A 22,364-nucleotide genomic window follows, 5' to 3' on the forward strand; every position below is an offset into this window, starting at 1 on the left:
TGGCCTCGCGAAGCGAGGTCGGATGAGGGGTGCTCCAGCTTGGCGCCGACGGCACTCCGTCACCCACCCCTCAACCGTCTCGGCGCTGCGCGCCGATCCACCTTCTCCCACAAGGGGAGAAGGGAAGACGTCCCCTAATCCCCGAGCGGCTCCATCTCCTTGCCGGTGCGGTGGATCTGGGCGTTGTATTTGATGCGGCGCACCGTTTCGCGCGCCGAGCCGTCGAGCTTATAGGCGGAAGCCACCGCCAGAAGGTCGATCATCATCAGGAAGGCATAGCGCGAGGCGGTCGGCTTCAGCGTGTCGGGATATTCGGGCACCGCCACCGTCAGCCGGACATCGCAGGCCCGCGCCAGATCGGTGTCGGGCGCGGTCACGGCGATGGCGTTGGCGCGGTAGTGCTTGGCGAGTTCGACGGCCTCGATCACCTCGCGCGTGCGCCCCGTCGCCGAAATGGCGATCACCAGATCGCCGGGCTTCAAGGTCGAGGCGGTCATGCGCATCAGATAAGGGTCGCACTGGGCGCTGACGGTGATGCCATAGCGAAACAGCCGGTATTGCGTTTCCTGCGCCAGCGCCGAGGAACTGCCGCCAAGGCCGAAGACGGTCACCTGGCGCGCCTTGGCGATCAGTTCGGCCGCCTTCTGCAGCTCACCCGGGTCGAGCTGCCGCTCGGCCTCCTGCAGCGCGTGGCGTGCCTCGCCGAACACGGCGTTCCAGAACGGCATGCCGTTGTCGTTGCTGACGGCGGGCGACTTGGCCAGATAGAGCGCGCCGACGACGAGGCTCTGCGCCAGCTTCAGCTTGAAATCGCGCACGCCCTCGCAGCCAATGGCGCGGCAGAAGCGGGTCACCGTCGGTTCGCTGACCCCGGCGCGTTCGGCAATCGCCGCATTGGAGGCGTCGACCGCGTATTTGACATCGTCGAGCACGACATCGGCGACGCGGCGCTCCGCCGGGCTCAACTCTGCGTAGGAATCCTTGACCAGCGAGATGATGTCCGGGATGCGCCTGACGTCGCGTCCCTCCGTGTCTTGGCTTGCAACAGGCACTTGCTGGCTGTCAGCTTCGGTCATGAAGTCGGTCTTCCCTGGCTTTTCGACCTGACCTCTTATCATGTTTGCACGCCGTCGTTCCATGCACCGGCCACGCTGCAGCCGTTGCGTGCCCGGGATAGGCTCGCGGTTGCTTTTCGGAGTATGTAGGAAAGCAACACACATTTCAAGGCGAAGGAAATAACGCAAAAACAAGGCATTAACACAAATCTGGAATTTTGATGGTAAGCGTACCACCGCGACCGCTTGACAGCAAAGTAGGATAGTTACAGACTGATTTTTGGCAGTCTGATGACCTACTGGATCATCACGCAATCTCCGAGGGGCGGATGAACGCGGGCGAGATAACAACGCCGAAGCTTGGCGTGCAGGCAGCGACCAAGATCTATCACACGGCGTCGGGCGATCTGCTGGCGCTTGACCGCTGCAGCCTCGATGTCCGGGCCAATGAAATCGTCTCGATCGTCGGCCCGTCCGGCTGCGGCAAGACCACGCTTTTGTGGTCGATGTCAGGGCTGCACAAGCTGACCAGCGGCGAGATCCGGCTCGACGGTCTCAAGATCACCGGCCCGCATCCCGATATCGGCATCGTCTTCCAGGAAGCCAACCTCCTGCCCTGGCGCAATCTCGACGCCAACATCCGTTTTCCCTTCGAGATCAAGGGCGAGAAGCCGGACCGCGCCTGGATCGCGCATCTCTTGAACCGCGTCGGCCTCGACGGCTTCGGCGGCAAGTTCCCGCGCGAGCTGTCGGGCGGCATGCAGCAGCGCGCCGCGATCGTGCGGGCGCTGGCGCTGAAACCTTCGGTGCTGCTGATGGACGAGCCGTTCGGGGCTCTCGACAGTTTTACCCGCGAGGAGATGAACCGGCTGGTCGAGGAGATCTGGCTCGACACCAAGACCACCATCGTCTTCATCACCCACTCGATCGAGGAAGCGATTTTCCTCTCGGACCGGGTGGTGGTGCTGAGTGCGCGGCCGGGCAAGGTTGCCCGTGAATACCGCGTGCCGTTCGCGCGGCCGCGCTCGCTGGAGATCATGGCGACCAAGGAAGTCTTCGACCTCACCAACAGGATCAAGATGGACATTGTCGGCGAGCGCACCAGGCCGACGGCGCCGGAGCGCACCAGCGCCGAGATCGTGAGGATCAGGCCGTGAGCGACGCCATCCCCGAATTCTCCAAATCCAAATCAGGCGATGGCCAGGAGGTCAGCCTGACCAATCTTTCGGCCTTCGCCAGCGGCCCCGGCATCAAGTCGGGCAAGGAAGTGGCGGCGATCATCGCCGTGGCCGTGGTCATCATCGGCGGCATCGAACTGGCCTTGCGGCTGTTCCATGTGCCGCTCTACATCATGCCGCCGCCGAGCTCGATCGCCTATGCGCTGTTCGACGAGTTCCCGCTGATAGCGCCGCATCTCGGCTACACGCTGGTCGAGCTGGTGTCCGGCTTTGCCATCGGCGCCGTCGTCGGGCTGGTGCTGGCCGCCGTCATCACCCAGTTCCCCTTCGCCGAGAAGATCGTCGCGCCCTACATCCTGCTGCTGGTCACCACGCCGATGCTGGCGCTGGTGCCGCTTTTGATCCTGCGCTTCGGCTTCGGCTACACGCCGCGCATCATCGCGGTGGCGCTGGCCGCCGGGCCGATGGTGATGATCAACGCCGCCACCGGCTTTCGCCGCGTCGACAGCGCCAAGATCGCGCTCGCCCGCTCCTACGGCGCCAGCACCTTGCAGATCTTCTGGAAGATCCGCGCGCCGATGGCGCTGCCGATGATCCTGGTCGGGCTGATGATCGGCGCCATTTTCGGCCTGCTCACCGCCGTCGGCGCCGAGATGGTCGGCGGCGGCTTTGGCCTCGGCAACCGGCTGACCACCTATTCGTCGATGATCCAGATGCCGCAATTCTTCGCCGTGGTGCTGATCCTGTCGACGCTCGGCATCCTGATCTACGTGCTGTTCTTCCTCATCGGCAAGAAATGGGCGAGCTGGGAGGCTTAGAGCAGGAGGCAATGACGGTGCCCGGGAGGCGGGTGCCATGAGACTGACATCAAACAAAAGGGGAAAGCGATGACCAAAGACAATTCGATCCGCCAGGCGGGGATGTCCCGCCGCTATTTCCTGCAGGTCACCGGCGCCGGCCTGGTGACGGCAACCGCGCTCGGCGCATCCGGCCGCAAAGCCAGGGCGGCGGCCTACGAGAAATTCACCTGGATCTCGCCACGTGGCACGCTCGAAGTGCTCGACGACTATCCCTATTGGTCGGCCAAGAAGGCCGGCTATTTCGGCGACCTCAACACCGACATGCAGCCGGGGCCGTCGGACGGCACGGCAACGGTGAAGTTCGTCGATGTCGGTCAGGCCGATATGGGCTTCCCTTCGCCCGGCGTGTTCTCCTTCGCCATCCAGAACGGCATGAAGCTGAAATCGGTTTTCCATATGGGCGCCCGCGACACGTTCAGCATCGCCTTCCGCAAGGGCGAGGGCTCGAACGATCTGAAGAAGCTCGAAGGCAAGACCATCCTGCTCGGTTCCGCCGCCTGGCAGTCGATCACCGATCCGCTGCTTGCGGCACAAGGCGTCGACATCAAGAAGGTCAAATATGTCGAGGCCGGCTGGCCGATCTGGGGTACCGCACTTGCCGGCGGCCAGGGTGACGCGGCCCTGTCCTGGGAGGGGCTGCGCGCCGAATGGATCGCCAAGGGTCTCGACTTCGAATACTGGCTCGGCGTGAAGAACTCGAAACTGCCGGCCAACACCTTTGTCGTGCGCGCCGCCGACCTCGAGGATCCCGACAAGAAGGCGTTCCTGGAAAAATACCTGCGCGGCTGGGCGATGGGTCTCGAATTCGGCTACCAGAATCCGCGTGCGGCCGTCGAAGCGGTGTTCGAGCAGTTCCCGACGCTGGCCAAGAATCTCGGACCGGAGCTCGGCACCACCTCGATCCTGCAGCAGATCAACGTCTTCCGCGGTGACATGGACAAGCGCGGCGGCTGGGGCTCGCACGACATGGCGAGCTGGCAGGGCTTCTTCGACGAGATCCACAAGATCGGCCAGATCACCAATCCGGTGAAGGCCGAGGATGTCTGCACCAACGATTTGATCCCGGCGGCCAATACGTTCGACAAGGCCAAGGTCAAGGCCGATGCCGACGGCGTCAAGCTGTCGGAAGGCTTCGCCGCGCTCGATGTCGAAAAGATCAAGGCGCATCTGTTCGATTCGGCGGTGAAGTGATTGTCCTGTCTTGGCTCCTTTCCTCTCCCTCCGGAGGGGGGAGAGGTGGCGCCGCGAAGCGGCGACGGAGTGGGGGAAGGCGTTTGCCAAACGCGTAGTCGCCGCAAGACAGGCACAATTTGGCGACCAAGAGACCTCAGGCGGGCGCTAGGGTCGACCCCCACTCCGTCGAGCTTCGCTCGACACCTCTCCCCCGATCGACGGGGGAGAGGAAAGGGCCAAGCGGCAACCGATCGCCGCACAAAATTCAATCAAGAACTGGGAGGCTGATGTGGCCGACAAGGTAAAAGTGCTGGTGGTGGGTCTCGGCAATATGGGGGCGTCGCACGCCAGCGCCTATCACCGCTCCGAGGGTTTTGAGATCGTCGGCATCATGAGCCGCTCGATCAAGAGCAATAAGAAGATCCCGGCGGAGTTAGCCTTCTATCCGCTGTACGAGGATTTCGACCTGGCGCTGAAGGAGACGAAGCCGGACGCCGTGTCGATCAACAGCTGGCCGAACACCCATGCCGAATACGCGCTGAAGGCGATCGCGGCCAATTGCCATGTGTTCATGGAAAAGCCGCTCGCCACCAACATCGAGGATGCCGAGAAGGTCGTGGCGGCGGCACGCGCCAAGAACCGCAAGCTGGTGCTCGGCTACATCCTGCGCGTCCACCCCTCCTGGATCAAGTTCATCGAGGTCGGCAAGACGCTCGGCAAGCCGCTGGTGATGCGCCTTAACCTCAACCAGCAGAGCAGCGGCAGCGCCTGGCACTGGCACAAGAACCTGATCGATTCGCTGATCCCGATCGTCGATTGCGGCGTCCACTATGTCGACGTCATGTGCCAGCTGACCGGCGCCAGGCCGGTGCGCGTGCATGGCATCGGCGCCAAATTGTGGGCGGAGGCCGACAAGCAGAATTATGGCCATCTGCACGTCACCTTCGATGACGGCTCGGTCGGCTGGTATGAGGCCGGCTGGGGGCCGATGATGAGCGAGACGGCCTATTTCGTGAAGGACGTGGTCGGCCCCAAGGGCGCGGTGTCGATCGTCGCCGGCCAGGCTGCAAGCACCGCTTCGGACGCCGAGGTTTCCAATTCGGCCGATATCGACCGCCACACCAAGACCGATGCGTTGAAGATCCATTATGCCGCGGTCGACGGCGACAAGAACTTTTCCAAACCTGACGAGATCGTCAGCATGGAGGATGAACCCGGCCATCAGGAGCTATGCGACCGCGAGCAGGCGTTCTTCCTGCGCGCCATCCGCGAGGATATCGATCTGACCGAGCAGATGGACGCCGCGGTCAACAGCCTGCGCATCGTGCTCGCCGCAGAGGAGAGCATCGAACTGGGGCGCACCGTCGAACTGGCTTGAAGTGACGCCCCCTCATCCGGCCGCTTCGCGCATGCATTTCCTATGCTGCGCTGGTCGACCCCCACTCCGTCTCGGCTTCGCCGAGACGCCTGCCGGGGCGAGCCACGGGTCTCGCCCGTCCTTCGGCCCCCGATCGACAGGGTAGAGGAAGGGCGCCAAGCTTTTTGCCGTCAACGCTTTTTCCAACGGGGCTCCCTTCCTTTCCCTCCGGAGGGGGGAAAGGTGGCGCTGCGAAGCAGCGACGGATTGGGGGAACCACGTGGCAATCAAGCCGCGGGCCGATCAGCCACACCAGTCGAAGCGGAGGCTGGGTGAGGGGGAGTCACTCAGACATAAAAGGAGCAATACATGGCCGCTGTCACCGACAGTCTGTTGAGAACCTACGCGGACTCCGATGCGCTCGACCTGGCCGGGCTGGTGCGTGGCGGCCAGGTTTCGCCAGCCGAGCTGGTCGAGGCGGCGATCACGCTGGTCGAGCGGCTCAATCCGGCGCTGAACGCGGTGATCCACCGCCTCTACGACATGGCACGTGCGCAAGCGCAAACGGTCGACAGATCGGCGCTCTTCGCCGGCGTGCCGTTCCTGCTCAAGGAACTGGCCTCGTCCTGGACAGGTGCGCCGAACACCAATTCTTCGTTCTATTTGAAAGATGTCGTCGCCGACTTCGACACTGAAGTCGTCCGCCGCATGAAGGCGGCGGGGCTGGTGCTGGTCGGCAAGTCGAACGCGCCCGAGAATGGCTGGTCGATCACGACCGAGCCAAAGCTCTACGGGGTGACGAAGAACCCCTGGAAGGAAGGCATCACGCCTGGCGGTTCGAGCGGCGGTGCGGCGGCGGCGATCGCCGCGCGCATGGTGCCGATCGCCGAAGCCAGCGACGGCGCCGGCTCGATCCGCATTCCGGCGTCCTGCTGCGGCATTGTCGGCCTGAAACCGTCGCGCGGCCGCGTCAGCCTCGCGCCGTTCGGCGACTATTGGTATGGCGGCGCCTATTTTCTCTGCTGCTCGCGCTCGGTGCGCGACACAGCGGCTTATCTCGATGCGGTGGCCGGCGCGCTGCCGGGCGACGCCTACACGCCGCCGGTTCCCGATGCCTCTTGGCTCAGCCTGTCGGCGCGCGCGCCGAAAAGGTTGCGCATCGGCTTCACCGTCACGCCGCCCAACGGCACCGCCATGGATCTGGAGGTGAAGGCGGCGGTGCTGGCGACGGTGGCGGCGCTCGAGCGGCTGGGACACCATGTCGAGGAGCACGACATGCCGCTCGACGCCAATGGCGTGTGGGCGACCTACACCAACATGACCTGCGTGCAGACGGCGGCGACCTTCGACTATCTTGAGACAGTGATCGGCCGGCCGGTTACTCCAAGGGACGTCGAGGCGGTGACCTGGGCAATCATCGAACGTGGCCGCGCGACCAGCGGTGTCAGGCACATCGCCGATGTCGAGCAGCTCCGCCAGATCGGCCGCGACATTGTCGGCGATCTCAACGCCTACGACCTCTTCATCACACCGACGCTGACGCAGCTGCCGCGCCCGTTCGGCTATTACGACATGTCGGAAACCGACATCGACCGCTACAACGCCAAATGGGCGGATGCGGTGTTTGCCTTTCCTTTCAACATCTCCGGCCAGCCGGCAATCTCGCTGCCGCTCGGCTGGTCGAAAGGCGGCGTGCCGATCGGCGTGCAGCTGGTCGGCCGCTATGGCGACGAGGCGACGGTGCTGGCGGTGTCGGCGCAGCTGGAGCAAGAGATGCCGTGGAGGGACAGGCGGCCGGCGGTGAGTGGTTAACCTCTCCCGTCGTCATCCTGGGGCGGAGCAAGGAGCGCAGCGACGCAGCGCAGACCCCAGGATCCATTCCGGGACTCCAACGCGCCGCCACGGTGCAGAATTTCGCTCCGCTGCACTCCACGGCTGAGGTCGCGGCATGGATCCTCGGGTCTCCGCGACGGAGCTTCGCTCCTGCTCCGCCCGTGGATGACGAAGGTGGAGAGGCTTCGGAGTGAAGCTCCCCCTACCCAATCCCCTCCAGCCGCCTCGGCAGCCGGTTCATCGCCTTCGGTCCATCCGCCGTAATCAGGAACTGGTCCTCGAGATTGAAGCTGGCAAGGCCGTCTATGTAGAGCGGGATTTCGAAGGCCAGCACCATGCCGGCTTCGATCACGACATCGCTGTCGGCGGCGATGAACGGCCATTGTTCGGAAAACACCGATTGCCCGACGCTGTGGCCGAAATGGCCGCGGCGGTAGGAGCGCAGGCCTTGCCGCGCCAGGCTCTCGGTGGTGACGCGGTGGACATGGCCGAGCGTGTTTCCGGGGATCAGTGCCGCCAGCCCGTCCTCGAAGGCGCGCTCGGCGATCGCGTGCAGCTCCGCTTGGTCGGCGGAAGGCGGTCCGAAGGTGAAATTGCGCGACATGTCGGAAGCGTAGCCACCGACGGTGCAGACCATGTCGCATTTCAACGGATCGCCGGCCTCGGCCCTGGCGTCGGCGCCCTTGGCGCGGGCGCCCAGCGTCACATATTCGGCCGTCGCGACAGGATGCGACAGACCGGCGGCCGCGTCGGCGACGCCCTTGCGGTAGAGCGCGATGAGATCGGCCTGGCGCATGCCGGCCAGCGCATCCACCTGCAGGCGCTCCAGCCCGGCTTCCGAGAGAAAAATGCCTTGCTGCAAGAGGTCGATCTCGCGCTCCGATTTGATAGCCCGCAGCCTGTCCAGAACCGGTGAGCCGTCGACCATCGGGCAGTCCGGCAGCAGCGCCTGGATGGCCGCGAAATCGGCGGCTGGAACAAAGTCGAGGTCGATACCGAGTGTTGCCCGCGCCAGTCCGAAGTCGTGCAGCAGAAGCTGCAGCTGGCGCACCGAGCCGGCGAGGTCGAAGGTCGCGGGACGCGAGAAATCCGGCGCGCGGCCGAGCGCGGCCAGCCCCGCCTCGATGCGCTCAGCCAGGGGCAGCCCGTGCGCTGTCGCGACCGGCGCCGATTCGATCCAGATCGGGTGCGACCGCACAATTGCTTCGGGCGCGGCGAGCCGCAGCTGCGCCGCGTTGAAGTCGGCGACGACAACGCCGATCGGCAAGTCCTGTTTGGCCGGGATGACGACGAAGCCACCGCCGGCGCGCCGGAACAGTCCCGCCGGGCCGATCCACGCGCCGGTCGCATAGTGGAAGGCCTCGGGTGCCGAAAGCACCAGTGCCGCGATGCCGGCCTGGCCCATCACATGCGCGGCGCGCTGGCGGTCGACAAAACCTGTCATGAAACCTCTCCGGATATCCGAAGCGGCAACGGAGCATTGTGAGTGCGGACAATCAAGCCGGTTGCTTGCTATGTTGATGCACAGCATGCCTCGGCGATTAGCGGAGACGTCCATGACTTCGTCATCCACGGGCGGAGCAAGGAGCGCAGCGACGCGGCGCAGACCCCTGGAGCTGCTCCGCAGCCTAAGGGATCCATGCCGGGACTCCGGAGCGTTGCCACGGTCCTGGATTCTGCTCCGCTGCACCTGTCAGCACGGCCGCGGCATGGATCCTCGGGTCTCCGCGACGCCGCTGCGCGGCTGCTCGCTCCGCCCGTGGATGACGAAGTGATTGGGCGTCGGCCAACGGTTGCCGGCGAAACCCCTACTTGATCGATTCCAGCTTGGCCACCGCGGCGCCGAAGCCTTTGAGGGAAACCGGGATGGTCACCGGCTTGCGCGTCACCGATTCCATGCCGATGTTCATCGTCGTCCCCGACTTCATCGCCTTGGCCAGTTCCGGCGCCACCGGCACCGCGGCATAGGCGCCGTTCTGGTCGCTGGTCTGGATGGCGACGGTGACTTTCTTGCCGCTGTCGACCTGATAGCTGACGCCCGACGGCAGGAACAGGCCGTGCGGCAAAGCGAGCAGCATGGCCAGGCTGCCATTGCCGCTGTCGCGGCGCACGGTCACCGTCAGCACACGCTGGCCTGTCTTGGCTTCGGTGAGGTTCTGCGAAACCTGGCACTGAAGCTCACCGGCCGCCGAGTCGCTGGAGCAGTTCACGGCCCATGCATTGGCGTCGGCCGGCTTGGGTCCGGCGTCCTTGGATTGAGACTGTTTGGATTGGGCCTCTTTGGCGGTGTCCTCGGCAAGCGCCGGGCCAACAGAAGCCGACAGCAGCCACAGAGCAGCCCATGCCGCGACCATACGGAGTAGATTAGTCTTAGCTAAAGTAATTGCCATGTTCTTCATGCCCCACAGTTTTCCTTGCCCCGGCAGGTATTCTCCTGGAAAAGGTTTGATACAACAAGGGCGACTGCTCCGAAAGCCGAGTCCCCGGACAAGCAAGCCGGCAAATCTACTGTGGCAATATGGCCACAGGACAGAACTTTGAGGGTCGACAACAACAGTCACAAGATTCCGGGCTCGCTATACAATACAATTCGCGTAAGAATTAACACGCGGGACGTGTAGTCCCAGAAGGACTCGCCAGGGATGGGAACTACCGAGAAGTCTCGGCAAGTTGGTGGGGTGGCAGCGCGTGGGGAGGATTTCCGCGTGCGCGCCGGCTATCGGCGTTCGCGCATTGTAAGTCATCTCTGGAAGACGACGGCGTTGACAACGCTGGCGCTTGGCCTTTCCGGCGTGGTTGCCCATGGCGATCCCGATGGGCTCTGGCAGCCGCAGATCCGCGCCATCGTCGGCGCCGACAACAATGGCGGCAACGCCGCGCTCGAAGGCTTCATCCCGATCAAGCAGACGGCCGAATCGGTGCTGTTCCTCGATGTCCGGGCCAAGCACGATTTCAAGGATGCTTCCGGCCAGGACATCGGCCTCGGCATTCGCCGCATCGTCAATCCCGACCTGATGCTCGGCGGCTACGCCTATCTCAACGTCGAGAACTACAACAGCACCCAGTTCACTGCCGGCACGCTGGGCGTCGAGGCGATCACGCCGAACTTCGACGCGCATGTGAACGTCTTCGTGCCGATCAAGGGCGACTCGACGGATCATTCGACCAGTTCGAGCCTGTCGATGGTCAGCAACCAGCTGATCGAACAGATATCGGTGCTCGACCACCGCGACTACGCGGCCTGGGGCATTGAAGGCGAGATCGGCGCCCAGGTGCCGATCAACCTGCCCGACAAGCATTCACTGCGGCTCGACATTGGCGGCTATCATTTCGAGGATCCGCATGGCGACGACGGCAGCGTCACCGGCGCCAAGGCCGGGTTCGAATACACGATCGGCGATGTCTTCGGCAGCGGCACCGAACTGGTGCTGGCCGGCGAGGTGCGCGATGACAATCGCGACCACACCCAGTTCGCCGGCAGCGTGCGGCTGAACATCCCGTTCAACCCCGGCCATGGCTCGGACACGACCGGGGCCATCGGCACGGACCCGGTCTATCCGGTCAGCGAAGGCCTGCGCAAGCGCGTCAACGAACGCGTGCGCGGCGATATCGGCGTCCGGATCCAGTCGCAGGACAAGACCGGCGGCTCGACGACGCGCGTCGCCATCAACGCCGCCACCAATGCGGCCTTCGGCAAGTTCTATTTTGCCGATGGCGGCCTGGCGGGCGCCGGCACGCAGGCCGACCCGACGACGCTGGACGACGCGGTCACCAAGGCCGGCAGCGGCGGTTTTGTCGTGGCGCTCGGCGGCAATGGCAATCTGACGACGGCCGGCGTGACACTTGCCAACGGCCAGACCGTAATCGGTGGCGGCGAAAGCGTCACCGCCAAGCTGTTCAACGGCAGTACCGCGACCTTCAATCTCGGCGGCAGCGACGGCACGATCCAGGGCACCAACGTTGCCAACAACGTTATCACGCTCGGCAACGGCAACACGCTGAACGGCATCACCATCACCGGCGGCGCCGACGGCATCTTCGGCAACAACGTCACCGGCACGACGCTGACCAATGTCACGGTGACGGGTGCCGGCGGCAACGGCGCCGAATTCAAGGGCAATTCGACCAATGTCAGCGCGTCCAATTTCACCGCGACCGGCAATGGCCTCGACGGCCTGCATATAGAAGACAACGGCACCTACAATTTCACCGGCACGACACTGCTGTCGGGCAATCTCGATGACGGTCTGGATATATCAGGCCAGGGCACCTACACCTTCGCCACCGTCAATGCGCTTGATAACACCGATCGCGGCATAACCGTGCAGGGCACGTCGATTGCCGGCAGCTTCACCACCACCGGCGGCACCGTGTCGGGCAATGGCGGCATGGCCGTCTTCATCGACCCGATCACCGCGCATGTGGTGCTGGATTCGATCACCCAGACCGGCGGCACGTCGGGCGTGGTGCTCGACCATGTTTCGGGCAGTTTCACGGTCAATGGCGCGACGACGATTTCCAACACGACCGGACCGGCGATCGCCATTACCGATTCGCCGGCGACGATCCGCTTCGGTGACATCAACATCACCAATCCCGGCGCCGACGGCATGTCGTTCAGCGGCGTCAACGCGGCGGTGGTGGCCGGCAACATCGTCATTTCCGGGCTGGGCGTCGGCACAGGTCTCGACTTCGCCGGCAGCCAGACGAATTTCACCGCGCAGTCGCTCAACATCAGCGGCCCGGGTGCTGCCGGCACCATCGGCATCGACCTCGCCAGCACCACCGGCGGCGCCTCGATCATCATCACCAATGGCGGCTCCATTTCGGGCGTCGACACCGGCGTGCGCCTCGGCATTTCCGGGTCGCTCGCCAATTCGGCCAATGCCCAGTTCAGCTTCGGTGGCGGTTCGATTGCCGGCATCACCGCTTCGCTCGATGCCCGCGGCCTCAACCAGACGCTCGGCCTCTACGCGTTCGGCTCGACCACCTTCAGCGGCCCGCAGCTGTTCGACGTGCAGAACGTGATCTTCATAGGCTCGTCGGCCACAGGCAGTGGCGACGGCTCTTCGCTGACGAACCTGGCCACGGTCGCGACCGCCGACGCCATCACCGACAGCGACGCCATCTTCGTGCTGGTCAATGACGGCACGCCGATCGATGCTACGGGTGGTTTCTCGTTGAGCGCCAGCCAGACGCTGGCCTCGTTCGGCAATGGCCGCTCCTTCTCGCTCGGCGGCGTGCCGATCAACGTCACCGGCGACAATGTCCAGCATGACCAGGTCGTTTCGGACGCCGCCGGTGCGGCGACGCTGACCAATTCCGGCGCCGGCGATGTCGTCACGCTGGCCAACAACAGCTCGCTGCTCGATTTCAACATATCCGGCGGCAGCGCCAACGGCGTCCATGGCAGCGGCGTCAGCAATATCACCATCTCCGGCCTGAACGTCTCGGGCGCGGCTCTGGAGGGTGTGCTGTTCGACGGCACCAACAGCATCACCGCCAACAATTTGAACTCGAGCGGCAATACCGGCAACGGTCTGCTGATCGACCATGGCGATGGAACCTACAATTTCACCGGCACGACGACACTTTCGAACAACACCGGCCAGGGCCTGTTCATCGTCGGCGGCGGGACCTATGGATTCGAGACGCTCGATGCGAAGAACAATGGCGCCACGGGCGTCTTCGTCAACTCGGTCGGCGCCGCGAAACTGACGACAACGGGCGGCACGATTTCGGGCAACGGCCTTTCAGCCGTACAAATCCAAAGCCTCGGGCTTGGCAACAGTACTGAGCTCGATGTCACGCTGGACACGGTGACCCAGTCCGGCGGACAGAATGCAATCGGCCTGTCCCACACCGCCGGCAATTTCTCCGTTACCGGCACGACAACGGCCTCCAACACCACATCTAGCGGCATTTTCATTGGAGACAGCTCCGCCACGGTTGGTTTGGGCGCGGTTGCCATCAGCGGCGCGGCCGGCACCGGTGTCAACCTGACCAACAACACCGGCACCATTGCCATTGGTGGAACCGTCACCAGTTCCGGCACGCGCAACGGCGTCGTCGTCTCCGGCGGCAGCGCCGCGATCACGGTGTCGGCCGGAATATCCAGTTCTGCGACCGCGCCCGGCACGGCGGTCAAGGTCGATGGCATCACGGGCGGCTCGGTCACATTCTCGGGCAACGTCACCTCCACCAGCACCGGCAATCTCTTTGCGATCGGCTCGACCACGGCACCGACCGGCGGCACGATCAGCTTCACCGGTTCGGCGCTTACGGCCAACGGTGGCGGCGCTGTCATCAGCGGCCTTGGCGGCACCGCGGCCTTCAACGCCACCGCGCCCCTGACGGTCACCAACCCGACCAGCAACGGTGTGTCGGTCTCGAACGTCGCCAGCGGCGCTGGCGCCACCTTCGGCTCGGTCACCGTGTCGGGAGCCAGCGGCAACGGTATCGATATCGGTGGCGGCGGCAGCAATGCCGGAGCGGTGACGTTCGGCACGACCTCGGTCACCTTGGGCTCGGCCGCGAACACCGCCGGCATCAACTTCGCCGGCACCAATGCCGACGTCACCTTCGGCACGACGACCGTGACAATGGGCGCCGGCGCCAACCAGACCGGCATCGACTTCAGCGTATCGGCCACGACGGCCGATTTCGGCGTGACGACGATCACCGGCACCGGCGACCTGACTTCGCGCGGCATCGACCTGTCGTCGACGCACGGCGACAAGACCATCACCTTCCAGCGCGGCTCCAGCATCACCAATCTGGGCATCGGCGTCGACCTGTCGTCGGGCGGCACCACCGCGACCTCGGCCAACGCCAACTTCACCTTCGGCGACGGCACTTCGGCCGACGGGCTGCAGTCCTCCATCAGCGCCACGGCCGTTGGCGCCTACACCGTCAACACGATCGGGCTCGATCCGACGCTCGGCAATTATGATTTCGACGACGTGTTCTTCACCGGCAGCGCCCATCTGGCCAGCGCCGTCGGCGGGACCATCATGGTGTCCCAGAATGGCGGCGTCATCGCCGCCGGCACGGACGGGCTCAGCGCCGCGGTGACGACCATCTCGGTCGCCCAGGCCGATGCCTTGCTCGGCACGCAGACCTTCGCCTTTGTCGGCACCGTCGATCTCAGCGGCACGCCGTTCACGCTGGATTCGGGCCAGTCGATCACCGGCTTCGGCAACAACACCTCCATCCTCACCTCCGGCACCATTCAGCCGGTCAATGTCCAGGGCAGTCTCGGCGCCACCGGCGGCAACGTCACCGGCGATGAAGGCGTGGTCACCGGCACGGGCGACTTCCTGCATCTGCTCGGCAGCAACCAGGTGCGCAACACCGCTTTCAACTTCAGCGGCGCCAGCGGCTCGGTCTTCACCGTCGACCAGAGCGCGGGCGGCTTCAACAATGCCGGCGGCATCGTCATCGAAGGCGTCACCGTCAGCAATGTCGCCGCCGGCAGCACGGCGTTCAAGGTCGCCGGTCTCGACACCAACCTGTCGATCATCAACAACAACGTCAACGTCGCCGGCACGCTTCTCGACGTCAACGGCGGCGCCGGCAACATCACGGTCACGCGCGGCACCTTGCCCAACAGCGCGACCCCTGGCACGCTGACCGGCGGCGGCATCTCGATCGCCAACCGCACCGCCGGCCTGGTCAACTTCACCGACAAGGTGACGGTCAACGGCAATGGTGTGTCGCTGACCGGCAATACGGGCTCTACGGTCACCTTCGCCGATCTGGACATCACCACCAACGGCGTGACGGCGTTCAACGCCTCCGGCGGTGGCACGGTCAATGTCACGACCGGCACGATCAACGCCACGTCGGCACAAGCGGTGGCGCTTGACGGCATCACGGCCGGCATCAATTTCGCCTCGACCAGTGCGTCCTTCAGCTCCGGCAGCGGCATCGACCTGCAGAATCTGAGCGGCACGGCGAGCTTCGGCACCGGCACGCTGACCAACACCGGTTCGGGCACGTCGTTCAATGTCGGCGCGGCGACGGCCGCCAGCGGCGGCAACGCGACCATTTCCTACGGCGGCACGATCGCCAGCAACGGCACCGGCGCTGCCGTCTCGATCCAGAGCATGACCGGCGGTTCGGTGACGCTGTCGGGCAATTTGACCGACAGCAATGCTGCGGCCGGCGGCAACATCGTCATTGCCGGCAACGATTCGGCCACCATCACCTTCTCGGGCTTGAGCAAGGTGATCAGCTCGGGCGCGACCGACGCCGTCAGCCTGGGTATGGTTGGCAATTTCCCGGCGGGCACGCCGACCCCCAATACCAATTCCGCGGTCAATTTCACCGGCGGCGGTCTCGACATCAAGACGACGACCGGCACCGGCTTCATCGCCTTCGGCGATTTTGCCACCGGCACCGTTACCGTCACCGGCACGGGCAACAAGATCGATTCCGGCGCCGACGGCCTCATCCTGTTTGGCGCCAATGTCGGCGTTGGCGGGGTTACCTTCGACAGCGTCTCGGCCATATCCACCAATGCCGGTGCAGGTGTCCTGCTCGGAGGTATAAGTCTCGCGGGCGACGTCAACATTGGCGGCCTGAAGGATACGGGCTACCTTGGCGCCTCGCTGGCCGGCCTGAGCGGCGCCGGCGTGGTCAATTTCACCGGCACGACCGATCTCGACGTCAGCTACAGAGGGTTCGATATCGGTGGGCCGCAGGTCGGCACCATAAACGTCGCCAATGTCGCCGGATCCACCTTGACCATCGACGGCGCCGAGGTCGGTATCGCATTGACGACCTCGAGCGGGACCGTCAACGTTGGCGGCAATGGCGGCAGCGCCAGCATCGGCGCGACGACAAGCACCACCGTTTCGGCCATCAGCCTCTCCGGCGGCAATAATCTTGTCCATGCCACGCTCAACTACAACGGCTCGATCAAGGTCGATACCGGCGTGGTACTGACTGCCGGTGGCGGCGACTGGACCGATCTGACCATGAGCGGTTCGGTCGTTTCGACCACGGCAATATCCGGGCTGGGGACAGCAGCTTTCGTCTTCAGCGGCAACGCTGAGGGCGTGTACAATATTTCGAGCACGATCGATCATACTGGCACGGCCGTCGGTGTGCTGTTCGACGGATCGTCCGAGGGAACGGTCACCTTCTCCGGCACGTCAAAGATATTCAACACCAGCAGCGGCACCAACGACGCCATCGTCAAGTCTCCCAGCATCGGCGCGGGCCAGGGCACGGGTACGCTCAACTTCACCAATGGCGGCCTGGTCATCACCACCTCGAGCGGCGCCGGCTTCACCGCCAGCACCTTCGGCGCCGGCACGGTCAGCGTCAGCGGCATCGGCAACACCATCACCACCGGCACGGGCACCGCGCTCGACCTCGACGGCGCGACGGTCGGCGCCGGCGGCATCAACTTCGATTCCATCTCGGTCAACGGCGCGGCGACCGGCATCTCGCTCAACAATGTCAGCGGCGGCACGCTCAGTCTCGGCGCGGTCGACCTGGAAGGCATCACCTCTCGCGGCGTCGACATTTCCGGCACGCTTGGCTCGACGCTGGACTTCACCAGTTTGAAGGTCGGGCTCAATGCCGCCAATGCGGTCGGCTTCGACCTCAACGGCGCGGCGCTCGGTGCGAGCAACATCACGGCGGGCGATTTCGACGTCGACGGCGGCGGCTTCGCCGGCACGATCGGCATCGACATGGCCGGCACCACCGGCACCGGCACGATCCAGCTCGGCGACACCGTCAACAACAACCCCGGCCCTGCCGGCCAGACCTCGACCATCGCCAATGTCGGCTATGGCGTGCAGTTCTCCAGCGCCACCAACGCCAAGCTGGTGTTCGGCGACGGCCAGGGTCCTGCCGAATCGTCGATCGCGACCACCGGCGGCCAAGTCATCCACGCCACCGACAGTTTGCCGACCAACGGCGACTACAATTTCAACGACGTCAATTTCACCGGCGACACGTCGAACCTGGCGTCGATCAGCGTCTACTATGTCACCGCGGGCGGCACCGGCGACGGCAGCCTCGCCAATCCAGGCAGCTATATCGGCGCGCAGGCGTCCACCGCCAATGTGGTGGTGCTGATCGACCAGAACGTCAACGGCGCCCAGGAAACCGTCGACCTCAGCGGCACCACGTTCAACCTCGATGACGGGCAGGTGCTGCTTGCCTTCAAGAGCGGCGATGCGGCCGTCGATGTTTCGCAGCTCGGTGTCGACGCCAGCAGCGGCGCCTCCGCTGCCTTCCACTTCACCACGGTACAGAATTCGCCGATCATCGCGGCACCGTCGGGTATCGATTCCCTGCGGCCGGTGCTGCAGAGCAGCAACGCCACCTCGGTGATCAATTTTGCCACCAGCGGCACCGGCACCTTCACCGGCGGCATCGAGAACCTGATCGTCCGCAATCTCGGCAGCGGCGCCGGCGTTGCCGTCAACGCGACGGGCGCGTCCAGTTTCTTCCTCAGGGACAACGACATCGCCGCTGGCGGCAATGCACTCGACTTCTCCACGACCGGCGCGCCGGCCAATACGCTTCTGCTTTCCATCGACGGCAACACGCTCAGGTCGACCGCGTCCGGGCTGGCTGCGTCCTTCTCTGGCCAGAACATCAGCGCGACGGACAATTCGATCGCGATCAGGTCGTTTGCCGGCAACAAAGTGACCGGCGGTGCCGGCAGCGGCGGCATCGCCTTCAACAATGTCCGTTTCGACTCCGATGGCGCCGGCGGCACCGTCAGCGCCGGCACCCTCGCCATGGGCAATCCCGGCGCGCGGATCCAGGGCAATGGCCTGAGCTTCACCAACACCAGCGGCACCTTTGATCTGGGCCAGCTCAACCTGGCCAACACTGGCGGCACCGGCGTCCTGGTCAACACCAAGGGTGCCGGCACGGTCTTCACGCTGAACAGCAGCGCCGGCGTGGTCGTCACCAACAGCGGCGCTGCCTTCGATCTCGATCCGCTGACCGTGAACATGACGTTCACCAGCGTGAGTGCCAACAGCAGCGCCAGCGGCATCATCTTCGACGGCGTCGCCGGCACCTTCACCGTCACCGGCGCGACGTCCATCAGCAACACGACTGGCTTTGGCATCGATGCCATCAACACCAACACCGGTACCTTCAACTTCAACACGGTGACGGTGAACAACGCCTCGACAACCGGCGGCGGCATCCATGTCGCATCCGGCACGCTCAACGTCACCGGCCTCGCCAACATCGACACGACGAGCGGCACCGGCCTGTCGCAGGGCGGCGGCACGACCAGCTTCACCGGAGGCCTGACCATCGACACCACGACCGGCACCGGCATTGCCGGTACCGGCGGTACGATGGGCATCACCGCCACCGGCGGCGCCGAGACGGTGAATTCGACCCTCGGTCAGGCGATCAGCCTCTCCGGCGTCGCAGCCACCATCGCGCTGGACTCGACATCGTCCGGCGGCGGCACCAACAATGTCAGCCTGACGAACGTCAGCGGCACGGTTGGCCTCGGCACGGGCTCACTCACGGGTGCAGCGGGCGTCGCGTTCCTGATCAACGGCGGCGCCCCGACCGTCAGCTATGGCGGCACGGTCACCAAGACCACCGCCGGCAAGATCGTCGACATCTCCGGCGTCACCGGCGGCACGGTCACGTTGTCGGGCGCGCTCAGCGCCACGGGCAACAACGACAACGGCATCTATGTCCATGGCAACACCGGCGGCACCTTCAATTTCAACGGCGCCATGACGCTTTCCACAGGCGTCAACACAGCGGTCAATCTAGCGACCAACACTGGCGCCACTGTCAATTTCGCCGGCGGTCTGGGAATCACCACCACGTCGGGCCTCGGCTTTGGCGCCACGGGCGGCGGCACGATCAACGTTACCGGCACCAACACGATCCACACGACCTTGGGCGGCCAGCTCCTGGTCTGGAACGGCATGACGGTCGGCGCCAGCGGCGCAACCTTCAACACGATGACAGCGGACACCAAAGTCCCCGGCGGCGATGCGGTCAATTTGACCAATGTCGGCGGCGGCACCTTCAATGGCGGCACGCTCAGCGTCCCCGGCGGCACCAACTCCAACGGCATCTTCCTCAACGGCACCAGCGCAACGGTGAACTTCGCCAAGGTGACGATCGCGGATCAGACGGGCACGGCCACCGGCGGCGGCATCAGGATCGACAACAACACCGGCGCGGTCACGATCAGCGACAACACGAGTCTGATCGGCGGGTTTGGCGCTGTCCAGGGTATCGGCATCGACATCAATGGCGGCTCCGGCAACGTCACCATCGCGGCGTCGGTGTCGAAGGGAACCGTTGCCAACAACGTCGTCCAGATCAGCGGCCGTACCGGTGGAACCGTCACGCTCAGCGGAACCCTGAGCGCGGACCAGAGTGTCGGCACCGCCAACGGCATCGACGTCAGCAACAACACCGGCGGCACGATCACCTTCTCCGGCGCCAACAGCGCGCTGAACACCGGAACCACCACCGCCGTCAACCTGACCAACAACACGGGAGCGACGGTCAACTTCACCGGCGGCGGCCTCAACATCGACACCACCACCGCCACCGGCTTCAACGCCACCGGCGGCGGCACGATCAATGTCACGGGCGCAAGCAACACCATCCAGACGTCATCGGGTCAGATCCTGAACTGGAACGGCGTGGCCGTCGGCGGCAGCGGCGTCACCTTCGCCACGCTGCAGTCCACCGCCTCGGTCGCCGCCGACCCGATCAACCTGACCAATGTCAGCGGCGGCACATTCAACGGCGGCGCAGTCACCGTTGCCGGCACGTCCGGCGGCGGCGATGGCATCGAGATCAACGGCTCCAGCGCAACATTCAACTTTACCTCGGCTACGATCGCTGCGACCGCCGGCAACGGCATCCTGCTTAGCGGCGCCAATGGCGCGGTGACATTCTCGACGGTGACGATCGACAACACGACGCTGGCCGGGATCAGGATCGACAACAACACCAATGCGGTCAACGTCAATGGCGGCTCGATCGGCGCGACGAACGACCCGACCGGCGTCGGCGTCGACATCAATGGCGGCACGGGCGCCGTCACCATAGCCGCGTCAGTGACCAAGACCACGGCCGGAAACATCGTCCAGGTCAGTGGCCGCACTGCCGGAACCGTTGCTTTCAGCGGCAATCTGAGCGCCACTGGCGCTGCCGCCAACGGCATCGATGTCAGCGGCAATTCGGGCACGGCGGTGATCAATTTCTCGGGCACCAGCAAAACGCTGACCACCGGAGCCAACACCGCCGTCAACCTGACGAGCAACACCGGCGCGACGGTCAACTTCACCGGCGGCGGTCTAGTGATCAACACCACCAGCGCCACGGGCTTCAACGCCACCGGCGGCGGCACCGTGACGGTGCAGGGCACCGGCAACACCATTGCGTCGACGACCGGCACCGCGCTCAACGTCGCAAACACGACGATCGGTGCTACGGGGCTGATCTTCCGGAGTATTTCGTCCAACGGCGCCGCCAACGGCATCGTGCTCAACAACACCGGCACCAGCGGCGGGCTGACGGTCACCGGCGATGGCGGCGGCGCGAACAATGGTTCGGGTGGAACGATCCAGAATTCGACCGGCGACGGCATAAGCCTGACGTCGACCCAGGATGTCCACCTCGCCTACATGAACATCACCAACAATCTGGGCGACGGCATCGGCGGCTCGGGCATCAATGGGTTCGTGCTGAACCGACTCAACATCTCCGGCAATGGCAATGACGCGGCGACGGACGAGTCCGGCATCAACATAACGCAATTGACCGGCACCGCCTCCAACGGCGCGCATGCAACGTCGATCAGCAATTCGGTGATCAGCAACAACAACGAGTTCGAAATTCAGATTTCGAATTCGTCTGGAACGTTGACCAACCTGCAGTTCATCAACAACACGATCTCCAGCGATGGCCAGCCGATCAACGGCAATGCCAGCTCACCTCATGGCAACCTCGTCAACTTCCTTGGCACGGGGACGTCCACGATGGGGATCACGGTCACGGGCGGCAGCTTCACCGGCGATTGGAATGCCGCCTCTCCGCCCGCGACGATCACCGGCACAGGTCTGTTCGCCAATTCGGGCGGCACCAGCATGACGGTGAACGTGTCGGGAGCGACATTCACCAACAACAATGCCGGCATCGACGTGTCGACCGACCCGGCTGCGACCTCGCTTACCTTCGACATCGAGAACAACACGTTCATTGGACAGCGGTCGACGGCCATCAACCATTTTGACAATGGCAACGGGCCTTTCAACAGAACGGTCAACGGAACGATCAAGAACAACATAATCGGCGACAACGCGGTCACCAATTCCGGCTCGGCTCTCGGCATCAGCATCCAGAACGAAGGCGCCATTAACGGCAAGTATCTGATCGACGGCAATCAGATCTATCAGATCGCGACTGCCCCCGGCATCAGCGTCAATGTCGGCCTTGGTGGTCTAGCCACGGGCGGCGGCGAGGCCGACGTTACCATCATCAACAATACGTTCGACCATATCAACGGCAGCCGGGCGATCACCATCCAGGACAATCAAGATCCAGGCTTCGGGCCATTCCCGACTATCTGGGCCAATGTTCAGGGTAATTCCTTTGCGAACGTGGCGGGGCAGGCCGGCAATGGCCAGTTCATGCGCATTAGGCAGCTTGCCGGCACGGTGAAGGTGACACAGGATTCGCCGACTGCCGGCAACACCGCCACGGAATTGGACAATGCCAACGGCTCAACCGACCCGACCAAGTTCAGCATCTCTGGAACGGTGACATTCTCGGCCGGTAACGCACCATTGCCAACGACCAATCCTTTGCCTTGAATCGAGGCCGAATCTCCACCGAAATCGGGCTCAGTAGAGCAAGCTAAAAATCCATCTTGCAA

General features: G+C 64.3%; 9 protein-coding genes. 6 read left to right on the top strand and 3 right to left on the bottom strand.

The annotated features are described in order from the left end of the window. Nucleotides 1-134: 134 nt before the first annotated feature. Nucleotides 135-1,076, bottom strand: coding sequence for a MurR/RpiR family transcriptional regulator (locus JN279_RS04780; protein ID WP_202352148.1), 942 nt, complete (start codon nt 1,074-1,076; stop codon nt 135-137). A gap of 308 nt (nt 1,077-1,384) precedes the next feature. On the opposite strand from JN279_RS04780, the gene JN279_RS04785 reads away from it, so the two are divergent. The 5 genes from JN279_RS04785 (at nt 1,385) to JN279_RS04805 (ending at nt 7,435) form a co-directional block, all read left to right on the top strand. Then, nucleotides 1,385-2,212: an ABC transporter ATP-binding protein gene (locus tag JN279_RS04785; RefSeq protein WP_202352149.1), complete on the top strand. Its 828-nt coding sequence runs from the start codon at nt 1,385-1,387 to the stop codon at nt 2,210-2,212. Next, entirely contained in the window at nt 2,209-3,051 is an 843-nt protein-coding gene (locus JN279_RS04790) for an ABC transporter permease (protein ID WP_038650727.1), read from the top strand. Before JN279_RS04785 ends, JN279_RS04790 begins: the two co-directional genes overlap by 4 nt. Nucleotides 3,052-3,120: 69 nt before the next feature. Beyond that, nucleotides 3,121-4,284, top strand: coding sequence for an ABC transporter substrate-binding protein (locus tag JN279_RS04795; protein ID WP_202352150.1), 1,164 nt, complete (start codon nt 3,121-3,123; stop codon nt 4,282-4,284). A 271-nt stretch (nt 4,285-4,555) separates the two neighbouring features. Continuing rightward, nucleotides 4,556-5,644, top strand: a complete 1,089-nt coding sequence (locus tag JN279_RS04800; RefSeq protein WP_202352151.1) for a Gfo/Idh/MocA family protein — start codon at nt 4,556-4,558, stop codon at nt 5,642-5,644. Between the two features lie 348 nt (nt 5,645-5,992). Continuing rightward, nucleotides 5,993-7,435 (top strand): amidase, encoded by a 1,443-nt coding sequence (locus JN279_RS04805; protein WP_202352152.1) that lies wholly within the window; start codon nt 5,993-5,995, stop codon nt 7,433-7,435. 223 nt (nt 7,436-7,658) lie between these two features. Here the strand turns inward: JN279_RS04805 and JN279_RS04810 are convergent, their stop codons facing one another. Both JN279_RS04810 and JN279_RS04815 read right to left on the bottom strand, forming a co-directional pair. After that, complete coding sequence (locus JN279_RS04810) at nt 7,659-8,900, bottom strand: M24 family metallopeptidase (RefSeq protein ID WP_202352153.1); 1,242 nt, start codon at nt 8,898-8,900, stop codon at nt 7,659-7,661. Nucleotides 8,901-9,264: 364 nt separating this feature from the next. Then, complete coding sequence (locus JN279_RS04815; RefSeq protein ID WP_244734410.1) at nt 9,265-9,855, bottom strand: invasion associated locus B family protein; 591 nt, start codon at nt 9,853-9,855, stop codon at nt 9,265-9,267. Nucleotides 9,856-10,161: 306 nt separating this feature from the next. Between JN279_RS04815 and JN279_RS04820 the strand changes: the two genes are divergently transcribed. Beyond that, complete coding sequence (locus JN279_RS04820) at nt 10,162-22,302, top strand: S-layer family protein (RefSeq protein WP_202352154.1); 12,141 nt, start codon at nt 10,162-10,164, stop codon at nt 22,300-22,302. Nucleotides 22,303-22,364 lie beyond the last annotated feature (62 nt).

The sequence above is a fragment of the Mesorhizobium sp. 113-1-2 genome (genome assembly GCF_016756475.1).
Classification (GTDB): domain Bacteria; phylum Pseudomonadota; class Alphaproteobacteria; order Rhizobiales; family Rhizobiaceae; genus Mesorhizobium; species Mesorhizobium loti_C.

Bases quoted from the DNA above. Each gene is read 5' to 3' on its own strand.
- JN279_RS04780 (WP_202352148.1), bottom strand. From the start codon at position 1,076: ATGACCGAAGCTGACAGCCAGCAAGTGCCTGTTGCAAGCCAAGACACG.
- JN279_RS04785 (WP_202352149.1), top strand. From the start codon at position 1,385: ATGAACGCGGGCGAGATAACAACGCCGAAGCTTGGCGTGCAGGCAGCG.
- JN279_RS04795 (WP_202352150.1), top strand. From the start codon at position 3,121: ATGACCAAAGACAATTCGATCCGCCAGGCGGGGATGTCCCGCCGCTAT.
- JN279_RS04805 (WP_202352152.1), top strand. From the start codon at position 5,993: ATGGCCGCTGTCACCGACAGTCTGTTGAGAACCTACGCGGACTCCGAT.
- JN279_RS04810 (WP_202352153.1), bottom strand. From the start codon at position 8,900: ATGACAGGTTTTGTCGACCGCCAGCGCGCCGCGCATGTGATGGGCCAG.
- JN279_RS04815 (WP_244734410.1), bottom strand. From the start codon at position 9,855: ATGAAGAACATGGCAATTACTTTAGCTAAGACTAATCTACTCCGTATG.